Below are 12,635 nucleotides of genomic sequence, written 5' to 3'. Positions count from 1 at the left end.
GTATATATTGTTACAATGCCTGCCAAAGGCAGGCATTGCTTTTTGCATATTATTGTCATAGCTTTTTATTTATGATGAAAAAGTGGTACCCTTTTTTCTATAAAAGCCTCCACTCCCTCTCTTACATCACTCGTTTGAAATACATGTCCGAAATTCTCAGCTTCTATTTTTAGTCCTTCCTCAAGAGAAGAAGATAATCCCTTATTGATAGATTGCTTCATCAAAGATAAAGCAGGAAGGGAAAATCGAGCCATCTTCACGGCTAGTTCCTTCGCCTTATTCAGCGATTCGCCACGCGGGACAACATGATTCACCAAACCAACTCGCCAAGCTACTTCGGCAGTGAGTGGCTCACCAGTGAACATCATTTCTTTCGCACTTGCAGTTCCTATTAATCGAGGCAAACGTTGCGTTCCTCCCGCACCTGGAAACAAGCCTAACTTCACTTCCGGAAGCCCGATTTGAGCATGTTCTTCTATAATCCGTAAATCACATGATAAAGCTAATTCACACCCGCCCCCAAGCGCTAATCCGTTAATAGCAGCGATTACAGGCTTAGACAATCTTTCTATTTTATTTAATGGATTCTGAAGCCACAATGATTTTCCCTCTGCATATTCACTCCCTTTCCCAATCCAGTCCGGAAATGACTTGATATCCCCTCCTGCAACAAAGGCCTTTTCTCCAACTCCAGTTAAAAGTACAGCAATCACTTCATCAGCCCGTTCGATTTCATCGACCACTACCGTCAGTTGCTCCACCACATCACCGCTCAATACATTCACAGGAGGATTATCAATGATGATTGTCGCGATTCCTTTTTCTTTGGACCATGTAACAACCCGATTATTTTCCAATTCAATCCCTTCTTTCCAATATGTAATGAGATGCTTTTACTACCGTCAGCACATCAACTCGTTCTTTTAATTACATAGCCGACCTTTTCACTATCCCAAGCAGTACCGATTCCTTCCTCCTTCAGCTTGAACTTCTGAATCCGTTCCGTCGCGGTTTTTGGAAAAGTTTCACTAAACTGAACATATCGCGGCACCATGAAGTAAGCCATACGTTCTTGACACCAATCTATAATCTCTTCATGGGACATCGTTTCTCCTTTCTTTACAATCACATATAATTTGACATCCTCTTCTCCCACTTCCGATGGAACACCGATGGCCGCTGATTCAAGTACTTTCGGGTGATTATTCACTACCTTTTCGATTTCCCAAGAGGAGATATTTTCTCCACGCCTCCGGATACACTGTTTGATTCGATCGCAAAAATATAAGTAACCTTCCTCGTCTAGATAACCACGATCTCCTGTACGGAACCATTCCTCCTTCATCGACTCTTCTGTTTTATCCCGCATTTTATAGTAGCCTTCCATGAATGCTTGTCCCTGTAAGGAACGTATAAAAATCTCTCCAATTTCACCAGTCCGCGCTTCATTTCCATCCTCATTGACAATCTTCGTTTCTACGTAAGAATAAGGCTTTCCAATAGAAGGCGGCTTATTGGCATTCAATGGATTCGTTACACAAAAACCCGTCGTTTCCGTTAATCCGTAACCCTCTACAATCTGGACGCCAAACCTCTCCTCAAACGGCTTCCAAAATTCCTTAGGCGTAGCAGCACAAGCTGTCACCCTTACAAAATTTTCATTATCATTTTCCTTTTCTGGCTGCTTGCAGAGAATAGGAATCATAGATCCTAAAGAATTAAAAATGGTTGCTCTATGACCACGAATTTCATCCCAAAATCTAGAAGCACTAAACCGCTTGCCAAGAGCAATCGTCGCATTGGAAGAAATAGCTCCGAGTACTGTATGAGCCTGGGCGTTAATATGAAATAACGGAAGCGCTGTAAATAAGACATCTTTTGAACTTGCGCCAACCATATAGGCGGCAAATGACTGCGCAGAATTTACATAGGCAGAATGACTTAACATGACCCCTTTAGGTAATCCAGTCGTTCCAGAGGTATAAAGGATACTGTTAATAGAAGAGGAGGAAACAAATTCAGTTGGAAGGTGATGATTATTTGTATTCAGTACATCTTTCAATTCGATTACGAGCCGTTCTTTACCATCGCTCGTAATGATTACGCTTTCATTATTTCCGTAAGCAACAATTTGAATGTCCCTTTGTGTAAAAGACAAACAAGAAGCAATTTGAGGAACAAATTCCTTCTCAACGATAATTAGCTTACAATCAGAGTGAGATAAAATATACTGTAGGCCCTCTCCTTTTAAATGCACATTCAGAGGCACTACAATTGCTCCCATAAAAGATAAAGCAAACCATACATCCAGATACTCAGGAGTATTATGAAGCATAATACAAACCTTGTCCCCTTTTTGAATACCGAGCTCACAAAATCCCGCTGCAGCTTTTGTAATTCGATGATAGAGCTCCTCATACGTAACTCTTTGTTCTTCAAATTGTAAATACACCTTACTTGGTGTTTTTTCAATACTTTGCATAATAAAATGCGGCAAACTGTGATTTTCCAGCATTGAATTCCATCCCTTCTTGCTATAATCTTTTTTATTTATATAGCAAGAAACATGCCAAAAATCGACTCATTCTCTATTCCCTTATTCCTTCAGTGACATACCCCAAGTCTCCCTTACATGTCCACCTTCACATGTCGCACTTGCGCTACAAATGATTACGATCATGTCGCATCTATAAGAAAGTGTTGCAAAAAAGAGACAGTATATATTACTGCAAACCAAACAAAAAAGGGCCTGTTTGCCCTTTACTATATTCCATATTTTTCTATTTTCCGATATAAGCTAGCCCGATGAATCCCTAAAAGCTTGGCTGCCTCTTTTATATTTCCAACTGTCTTTTCCAAAGCCCTTGTAATCGCCCGTTTTTCAGCCGATTCCACTTCCTCCTGCAGTGAATAACTCATCTCATTCTTCTCTTGATCCACCGTAAATATTTCATGATATAACTCTTCTTCCAAATCTTTTTTCCGCAAATAGACAGGAAGATGATGCACTTGAATAATCATTCCTTCTATAACATTCATCGCTCGTTCTAACACATTCTCTAGCTCCCTAATATTCCCTGGCCAATCATGCTCCATGAATATATCCCTTACTCTCTCATCCAATGAAAGAACGCTACTACCCAGCTCCCCATTCAATTTCCGAATTAAAAATTCCATTATATGTATCATATCTTCCTTTCTCTCTCGTAACGGAGGAATATCGATCGCAAACACATTCAACCTATAATATAAATCCTCCCTAAATTCCCCTCTTTGCACCATTTCACGAAGATTTCGATGTGTCGCCGCAATGAAACGGACATCAATCTTTTGAATTTTCGTACCACCAATTCTTTCAATCTCTTTCTCTTGCAACACACGTAGCAACTTCACCTGCATGTCCAAAGACATATCACCGATCTCATCTAAAAACAACGTTCCTTTATGGGCCAACTCAATCTTCCCAGGCTTACCACCTTTTTTCGCTCCTGTAAAAGCCCCCTCTTCGTATCCAAATAATTCAGCCTCCAAAAGATCCCTCGGAATCGCAGCACAATTCAAACGAATAAATGAACCCCTAGCACGCGGACTTGCACGATGTACCGCATGCGCAAAGAGCTCCTTCCCTGTACCGCTCTCTCCTCTTATCAAAACGGTAGACCGACTTTTAGAAACCTTCAAGGCCATCGTTTTAACTTCTTTCATTTTCGCACTCTCTCCTATAATACTTTGAAAGGACAACCTGCCTTCTTGCAACCGCTGTAATTCAGTTTGATAGTAAGATAACTTTGATTCCATTGCACTAATCTGATCCCCCAAAGCTTTAAACTGCTGTATATCATGAAACATAATTTTACCAATCGCACCAATAACCTCACCGTCCTTAACAATAGGTATGCGAGTTGCGATAATATTCCGATTATTTATGCGCTGGATATGCCCAATTTCCACCTGTCCCGTCTTCACGATAATATGCATCCTCGTATTCTCAACAACCTCCGTACAATGCTTACCTATCGCTTCCTTTGGATCATCAATCCCTAAAAATTGTGCATAAGAACCACTTAAAAAATTGACAATCCCTTGTTCATTTACCCCTAGAATACACTCCGACAGTAAATTCAAGGCATTTTCATATCGACTGATGATACTTTCCAAGGATTGTATACTTTTTTCCTTGTTTTCCAAAATGGCAATTGATCCATCTTCTCTCCCGCCCTGATATACACGGGATTCATTCATAATCAATACTTGGTTGCCCACCTTACACTCGTACTTGTACAAACTATCATTTTGATTCAATACTAGCTTTTTACGATCAGGAATAATCGTTGATATATGCTTACCTATTATTTCATTTTCTTTTTTATGTAACATGCTGCAGAATGGTTGGTTGCTGAATGTGATGATTCCATCATGACTTATGACAGCAATTCCGTTATTCATTACCTGAAGAGCCTGGCTTGTTAACTGCAAATTCATTCTTTCATCCATATGCATTTGGAAGCCCCCCCTATCAAATTGTGCTCTTTCTCGCATGTATTATATATTCATTTTAAACATTTACTTTCCTTCGGCTCTTCCGTTTGAAGTAATAATTTCTTGAACCAGTAATATAGCTGATTAACCGGTAGGTTCTTTTTTGACACCTGTCAGGTTTTAATAATCCAATTTCTTTAAATCCTTAGATGTAAGAAGATGAATCTCATGGGCTATTTACAACTTGTAGGTGAGGAATATTTGACGCTTACCTTAGATACCTAATGAGTTTTATGAAAAGTAAAAAACAGTTGATGGAGTGTCTTCCATCAGCTATTTTTATTACGAATTTTGGTGATGAAACCCATAATTATTAGGTTTACTTTAGCATAAAGTCTTATCCCCCAATCCCCAACTAAACCATCTTCCATGCCCTTCTGTTTCCCCAACCGTTTCACAATATTCGTTTCCATTAATATAATAATCAATATGAAGGTCACGGTCCCACATGTTGTTATATAGGTGGAATACATCACGATTTGCACCGATTTCTTTAATTTGTTTTTCTAGCGTATGTTTCACATCTTCTGGTATTTGATTCGCTACATGTGTATGGAAAATACAAATCACAGCATCTTCTCTTATTTGATCTACAATGGATGGTAGAAGCACTACACCATCTCCTTCAATTAACTGCACTGATTGTTCTTTTACAAGTTCTGCTGCTTGATCGAATAGTACCAGTCTTTCTTTATGTTCTGGCCAAATAAGCGCTCGTAACCATAAATAGTCTTCGTCATTATTTAAATCGTTCACGTGTAAATCTAGTCCGATTCTTTCTACGACAGGTGGACTTTGTTTTAGCAAATACGGCATATTTTCCCCTCTTATTTCAGAGGTTAAATGAACATTCGATTGTGTATTTCCATACACTTCTTCCATTCCATATGAGTAACGATATTGATCCCAAAATAGTTGTAATCCAGAACTTGTACCAATTTCTATTAACGCTAACGGTTTGTTCACTTTATTAAATATGTAACAGAAACTTGGATACAAATAGGCACATCGTCTTACTTCATTAGTTTGAACGAGTTTCGTTTGTAATAAAGTAATTATTTCTTCACGATATACATGGCAAAAATCTTTAAATTGGTGAAAGGCATTTTCAAAATTTGTATCCGCATCTTCAACTAAACTATAATAATACCTTTTTAAACTGTGTTCTTTTCCTTTTAACAATAAATAATGGACTGCACCTAATAATACGTTTGGGATTGGTTGACCAGGTTGTGCGTAGGAAGCTAACTCAAGAACTTCCTCATCTTCAGAAATTTTTATTGATAAATACTCGTATAAATCACTTGATCCTTTACATTCATTCTCAGAAAAATTCCGAAATAAATTTGCTATTTGTTCTTTTGTAAGCATTGGTATCCCTCCTGTTTTATTTTCAGAATAATCTTACCATTAATTTGTTATTTACTCTATTTTTTCAAATTAGATGTAATAAAAACAGATTCTTACAAATTCCCAAAGATTAAAACTTAAAAATAAAAGTATTAGTAAGTTTTTTTGAGATAACATCAAACTGGAATTCTTCTCCAAATTCCGCTTTACTACAATGCTTTTTACCCTTATGGCAGAAGAATTCTACAAAATAAAGCGTTAAATAGTTTAAAATTATCAGATAACACTAGATATTTTAGTCTATTAATTATTATAATAGAGTATGAGATGGTTATATAATTGAGACAAAAAAGGTAAATACCTAGGTGGGGCCTAGGTGGTGTTTTCTTTTTACGGCTTAGATATAAAAACACCTACTCTTTTTTGCCAATATAGGGGATGGAGAGATTATCATGAGCAACATGCAGCAAAAAACAAACGTTATCTTAATTGGCGCTGGAATTATGAGCGCAACGTTAGGATCATTACTTAAAGAATTGGCACCTGAATGGGAAATTAAAGTATTTGAAAAACTCACAAATGCCGGAGAAGAAAGTTCTAACGAATGGAATAATGCTGGTACAGGACATTCTGCGCTATGTGAGCTTAACTATACATCCGAAAAATCTGACGGGTCTATAGATATTGGTAAAGCTGTAAAAGTAAATGAGCAATTTCAACTTTCAAGACAATTTTGGGCGTATCTTGTTAAGAAAAACTTAATTCGTAATCCACAAGATTTTATTATGCCACTACCTCATATGAGTTTGGTGCAAGGGGAAAAAAATGTAGAGTTTCTAAAAAACCGTTTTGAAGCGCTTTCAAAAAACCCTCTATTCCAAGGAATGGAATTTTCTGATGCTCCTGACACATTAAAAAAATGGCTTCCACTTATTATGGAAGGTCGAAACTCTAATGAACTGATGGCTGCAACGAAAATTGACTCTGGAACAGATGTTAACTTCGGTGCGTTAACGCGCATGTTATTTGATTACTTAAAAACTAAAAATGTTGAGCTAAACTACAAACATAGTGTTGAAAATATTAAACGCACGAAGAATGGTTTGTGGGAAGTAAAAGTTCACGATATGAATAGTGGCAAAATCGAACATCATACTGCGAAATTCGTCTTTATCGGCGGCGGTGGTGGTAGTCTACCTCTACTTCAAAAGACTGGTATTCCTGAGTCAAAACATATTGGAGGATTCCCGGTAAGTGGACTATTTATGGTATGTAAAAATCCAAAAGTTGTAGAGCAGCATCATGCAAAAGTATACGGAAAAGCTAAAGTTGGTGCTCCACCAATGTCTGTACCTCACCTTGATACGAGATATATAGACAACAAAAAAGCTTTACTGTTTGGACCATTTGCAGGCTTCTCACCTAAGTTCTTAAAAACTGGTTCAAATCTTGATTTAATCGGTTCTGTAAAACCGAATAACGTCTTAACGATGTTAGCAGCTGGTGTAAAAGAAATGGGATTAACAAAATACTTAATCCAACAAGTTATGCTATCACACGAAAAGCGTATGGAAGAATTACGTGAATTTATTCCGAACGCGAAAAGTGAAGATTGGGATATTGTAGTTGCTGGTCAACGTGTGCAAGTAATAAAAGATACTGATGCAGGTGGTAAAGGAACACTGCAATTTGGTACAGAAGTTGTAAGTGCATCTGACGGGTCAATCGCTGCGTTACTTGGTGCTTCTCCAGGTGCTTCTACTGCTGTTCACGTTATGCTTGAAGTATTAGAAAAGTGCTTCCCAGAACGTATACTAGAATGGGAGCCAAAGATCAAAGAAATGGTCCCTTCTTACGGCGTGTCACTTACGCAAAATCCAAGACTGTTCCAAGAGCTTCACGCTTCAACAGGACGCACACTTGGGTTAAATGAAAAAGAAGCTGTTCACAATTAATAAATAGATTTTAAAAACGACATAATAAAAACGTCCGATATATTCGGACGTTTTTTTTACTTTGTCTTGCGAATAAATAATAGTAGATAAATTTATATCGACTTACCCACAAGAAACGACAAGTTCATTTTAGCTCTCAACTAGAAACTATACTTATCAATATTATCCTTCGTAAATACAACTCGTTCAGGTAATACGATAATACCATTTCCGTCTGCCTCATAGTCATACCCTTGAATAGAGTTTGGTTCTACTTTCACTTTTCCGATTCCTTTTACTTCAAAGCTATCCCCTACTTTTAACTTCTTCCCTTTTACAACAATTTCATTTGCAACATACGTTGCGAGTGCACCTTGCTGTTTAACATCCCATAAACCAAATTGCTCTACTGTTCCTCGTTTTACATAATCACGCATAACGTTCGGTGTAGAAAATCCAGTTACGACTACTTTTTTATCCATTTTTAAGTTCTCAGCCGCTTGCGCCATCGCTGGAAGTGCCGTTGCATCTGGACATATTACTGCGTTAATATCCGGATACGTTTTTAAAATACTCTCCCCTACTGATAAAGATTTTTGTGCATTATTTTCACCATATTGCGTCGTTACAATTTCCCAGTTCGGATATTTCTTTTTAATAATTTCTTTCGCTTTCGTTACCCATTGGTTTTGATCTGTTACTGTTGGGCTAGAATAAAAGAATGCTACTTTCCCTTTATCTCCAATTTGCTTGGAAGTCATCTCAATTAATAAGTTTGCAAGTTGATCTGGTGTACCTTGGCTAATATAAAATGAACGGTCTTTCGGATCTACATCAGAATCCCACGTTAATATGGTCATCCCCTTTTTCTTTGCACGTTGCAGTGATTGCGAGAGACCATCAACTGACGTAGATGAAACCATAATCGCATCATAGTTTTGGTTAATAAAATTGTTTATATATTTTACTTGCCCTGATACGCTCGCCTCAGACGGTCCATCATACTTCACTTGTACACCTAACTTATCCCCCATCTCTTTTGCACCTTCACCGCCTGATGTGAAGAAGCCAACTCCTGTTAATTTCGGAATGAACGCAAATTTTACATCTGCTTTTTTCTTATCCGCTGTTTGACTAGAACAAGCGATTAAACCGATTAAACAAATACACATAATAATAACAATCCCCAGTTTTCTCTTCATGACATTTCCCCCTTATGCAAATTCCGTCTTTTCCCCGCTAAGAATTGATGTAATTTGAAATGTCTCATAATAACTGAAAGAATAAGGATAATACCAATTACTACATTGGATTGTTCATTCGTTAAGCCAGTCATTTGCAAACCGTACTGCATAAGCCCTATAAAAATACTCGCTAGTACTGTCCCAATAATACTCCCTTTTCCGCCCGTAATAAGTGTTCCGCCTAAAACAACTGCCGTAATAACTGGCAAAATCGTTTCACTTCCAATATCAGCACGAGCAGAACCGAAATACGCTGTTAAGAAAGCCCCTCCTAATCCACCTCCTAACCCAGAAAGTACGTATGCAATAATCACTACTTTCTTCGTTCGAATCCCGGAGTATTTCGCCGTACTTTCATTTGCGCCAGTTAGTTTTGCGTGACGACCGTATGTTGTATGGTGAAAAAATATCGTAAATACTATCGTTAAAATGACAAGGAGCCATAATAAATTAGGTATACCGATAAAACTACCATTTGCCAGTTGCACATACGAATCTGGTAAACCACTAATTCCTTCATAGCCCGCTGCCCCCGAACCACCTGAAATAACAAGGGCGATTCCTGCATATAAAAACATCGTTCCAAGTGTAACGACAAGAGGTTCTACATCTGTCATTTTTATAATAAGTCCATTTAATCCGCCGGCTATACAACTTACTACGAGCGCCATGATAACTGCCAACAGTATAGGTATGCCATTCATCCAAAGTACGCCGATAAGAATCGAAGTAAGCCCCATAATAGATCCTACTGATACATCAATTCCACCAGTTACAATGACAAATGTCATCGGAATAGCCACAATTGAAATAATGAGGAAATCGTTCATGCTAAAAAGGAGGTTACTAATGTTTAAGAAATCATTATTTATGAAACTAAAGAAAATGAATTCTACGAGAAGCAATAAGAAAAGAACCCCTTCCCATCTATACAAACTACGTATTCCCCTCATAGATTCACCCTCCTGTCTTCTAATTGTCGGAGTTTCTTCCATTTTTTTAAGACACTATCTAATATAATGATGAGTAAAAGTAAAAATCCTGAAATAGCACTATTCCAAAATGCAGGTATTTTTAAAAAGACAAGTGAACTGCTTATCACTTCTAAAAAGAATGCACCTAATGCCGCTCCAAATATAGAACCTGTTCCTCCTTTTAAATGAATACCACCTAAAACAGCAGCGGCGATCACTTGCAATTCTATCCCTGTACCTGTTTGATTTGGAACGAACCCAATATTCATTACGAATATGCATCCAGCGAGCCCAGCGCTTATGCCTGATATGATAAACGCGTATATTTTCACTTTATCTACATGTATTCCAATAAGCCTTGCACCATCTTCATTATCACCTACCGCATAAAAATATCTTCCAATTTGTACTTTCATTAAAAAGAAATATAGTAGCAGCAATATGATAAGAACGGTCCATACGGTTACCGGAATACCGAGCATCATAATAGAAGAAATTTGTTTATACTCATTCGGAATATCTTCAATCCACTTTCCGCCCGTAAATATTAACATTGCACCTCTAATAATCCCGAGCATTCCTAATGTCATAATGATAGCTGGCACTCGAAATTTCGTAACGCCAATTCCGTTTACCATACCAATAAGAGCACCAATTATAATTGCCGCAAATATTGAAATAAAGGCACTGTATCCATCTGTTAACAACATCCCGCAAACCGCAGCGCTTAAGCCCATAATAGATCCTACTGATACATCAATATTTTTCGTAAATAATACGAAAGATTGACCAATTGCCAAAACAACTAAAATAACGCTTGATTTGAGCATTAAAGATAATGAGCTAAACTGAATAAAACTAGGATTCATTACTCCAACGAAGGCTATATAAAGAAGTAATAAAATAATAATAGACATCTCATGCATTTTAAATACACGTTTCACTCCGTTACACCTCCCTTTCCTCCGTACGCAAGGCGTGTAACTTCATCAATACTAATTTCCTTCTTTTCTAAATGAGAAACAAATTCTCCGTTTCTCATGACATATACACGATTTGCTAATTGAACAATTTCTTCTACATCTGAAGAAATTAATATGATCGCAAGTCCCTCTCTCTTCAAACTTTGTATCGTTTCGTATACTTCTAGTCTTGCTTTCGCATCAATACCGCGGGTCGGTTCATCAAGAATAATCACCTTCGGATTACACGCAAGATATTTCGCCAGTACAACCTTCTGTTGGTTTCCACCTGATAAAGACGTCATCTCTTCATTTATATGAGGGACAACAATTCGAAATTGTTTTATATACGATTCGGATAAAGCGCTTTCTTTTTTGTTATTTAAAAAGAAGCTACTCATACTGTGTAAAGATGCAGATGTTATATTTTCCTTAACAGACGCAATTGAAAATATGCCATTCCCTGCCCGGTCCTCCGGCACATACACCATCCCTTCTTTTATTCTCTTATGTACCGAATACTTCGTAATGGATTTCCCCTCTAATAAGACGGAACCTGATTTCAAAGGTATTAATCCAAATATTGATTCGGCTAATTCCGTCCTACCTGATCCGACGATACCTGCAATCCCAACAACTTCTCCAGCGTGTACAGTTAATGATACATTTTGAAACGCGTAACTAGACGCATTCGTGACATCTAATACTATTTCCGAAGGCTCTATTTCTTCATCTGCGATTTCTTTCTTCTCCTCAAGTCTATAACCTTTCGGCAATAACCCCTCCATTAGCAAGTCATATGTATAACTCGATACATTTCCCTGGCTAACAATCATACCATCACGCAAAATCGCTACTTTATTCGCAATTTCAAAGATTTCTGGAAAACGATGCGTAATGTAAATCATGCCAATTCCTTTTTCTTTTAAACTTTTTATCAACACAAAAAGACTCTTAATTTCGTGAGTTGTTAATGTCGATGTTGGCTCATCTAAAATAAGAATCTCAGCTTCCCTTATTAATCCCCTCAATATTTCTACTAATTGTTGCTGGGCAATGGATAACGATAACCCTAGATCATGAAGTTGAATGTTCCACCCTAATTCTTCTAGCAACTTATTAATCTTATTTCGAAGCTCTTTCTTTTTCGCTTTCATTCCGATACAAATGTTCTCTTCAATTGTCATATGAGGAAATATGAGGGGCTCTTGTGGTATTAAATAAATGCCATGTTGATGCGCTTCTGCTGTGTTTGAAAACTGTTGTACTTCCCCTTTCACAAACATCTCACCTGAATCGTATGAATGCAAACCCGTTAATATTTTCATTAACGTTGATTTCCCGGCACCATTTCCACCGACTAAAGCGTATACGTCTCCACGCTCTAATTGTAAATTGACTTCTTTTAATACGAGTTGATCTGCAAATGATTTACTCATCTTTGTAACTTGTAATAAGGGCACGTTCTCCACATGATGTCACCTACCTTTATGCAGAACATTTTTTGAGAAAATGATTTTTTGTTCTACTTGTTTTGTAGCATTGTATATTCCTTTTTTCATATCTAGAACACTTTTTTCACTGGACTAATTATCAGTGTGGGGATGAATCCCCACACTGATTAAAGTTTCT

Annotated in this window: 9 protein-coding genes; 1 reads left to right on the top strand and 8 read right to left on the bottom strand. The window is 37.5% G+C overall.

Translation table 11 applies throughout. The features are described 5' to 3' along the window. Positions 1-65: 65 nt before the first annotated feature. The 4 genes from SJY24_RS15375 to SJY24_RS15360 form a co-directional block, all read right to left on the bottom strand. Positions 66-857, bottom strand: coding sequence for an enoyl-CoA hydratase (locus SJY24_RS15375; RefSeq protein WP_377865289.1), 792 nt, complete (start codon positions 855-857; stop codon positions 66-68). Positions 858-910: 53 nt separating this feature from the next. Beyond that, positions 911-2,515 (bottom strand): ATP-dependent acyl-CoA ligase, encoded by a 1,605-nt coding sequence (locus SJY24_RS15370; RefSeq protein WP_377865287.1) that lies wholly within the window; start codon positions 2,513-2,515, stop codon positions 911-913. A 248-nt stretch (positions 2,516-2,763) separates the two neighbouring features. After that, the gene (locus tag SJY24_RS15365) at positions 2,764-4,500 is read right to left on the bottom strand and encodes a sigma 54-interacting transcriptional regulator (protein WP_377865286.1); all 1,737 of its coding nucleotides are present in this window, start codon (positions 4,498-4,500) and stop codon (positions 2,764-2,766) included. A gap of 363 nt (positions 4,501-4,863) precedes the next feature. Further along, entirely contained in the window at positions 4,864-5,910 is a 1,047-nt protein-coding gene (locus SJY24_RS15360; RefSeq protein ID WP_377865285.1) for a DUF2332 domain-containing protein, read from the bottom strand. Between the two features lie 431 nt (positions 5,911-6,341). Between SJY24_RS15360 and SJY24_RS15355 the strand changes: the two genes are divergently transcribed. Next, the gene (locus SJY24_RS15355) at positions 6,342-7,844 is read left to right on the top strand and encodes a malate:quinone oxidoreductase (protein ID WP_377865284.1); all 1,503 of its coding nucleotides are present in this window, start codon (positions 6,342-6,344) and stop codon (positions 7,842-7,844) included. A 140-nt stretch (positions 7,845-7,984) separates the two neighbouring features. Here SJY24_RS15355 and lsrB read toward each other — a convergent pair whose 3' ends face one another. The 4 genes from lsrB to SJY24_RS15335 are packed head-to-tail and all read right to left on the bottom strand — an operon-like array spanning position 7,985 to position 12,475. Beyond that, positions 7,985-9,025: an autoinducer 2 ABC transporter substrate-binding protein LsrB gene (gene lsrB, locus SJY24_RS15350; protein ID WP_377865283.1), complete on the bottom strand. Its 1,041-nt coding sequence runs from the start codon at positions 9,023-9,025 to the stop codon at positions 7,985-7,987. Further along, positions 9,022-10,020, bottom strand: a complete 999-nt coding sequence (locus tag SJY24_RS15345; RefSeq protein ID WP_377865282.1) for an ABC transporter permease — start codon at positions 10,018-10,020, stop codon at positions 9,022-9,024. Before SJY24_RS15345 ends, lsrB begins: the two co-directional genes overlap by 4 nt. Further along, positions 10,017-10,985, bottom strand: a complete 969-nt coding sequence (locus SJY24_RS15340) for an ABC transporter permease subunit (protein WP_377865281.1) — start codon at positions 10,983-10,985, stop codon at positions 10,017-10,019. Before SJY24_RS15340 ends, SJY24_RS15345 begins: the two co-directional genes overlap by 4 nt. After that, positions 10,982-12,475, bottom strand: coding sequence for a sugar ABC transporter ATP-binding protein (locus SJY24_RS15335; RefSeq protein WP_377865280.1), 1,494 nt, complete (start codon positions 12,473-12,475; stop codon positions 10,982-10,984). The genes SJY24_RS15340 and SJY24_RS15335 overlap by 4 nt, the downstream gene beginning before the upstream one ends. Between the last annotated feature and the right edge of the window lie 160 nt (positions 12,476-12,635).

Source organism: Bacillus sp. R86525, from assembly GCF_042466195.1.
GTDB lineage: Bacteria > Bacillota > Bacilli > Bacillales > Bacillaceae_G > Bacillus_A > Bacillus_A nitratireducens.
Note: the sequence above shows the minus strand (reverse complement) of the source record. Positions and strands in the feature narration are given on the sequence as shown.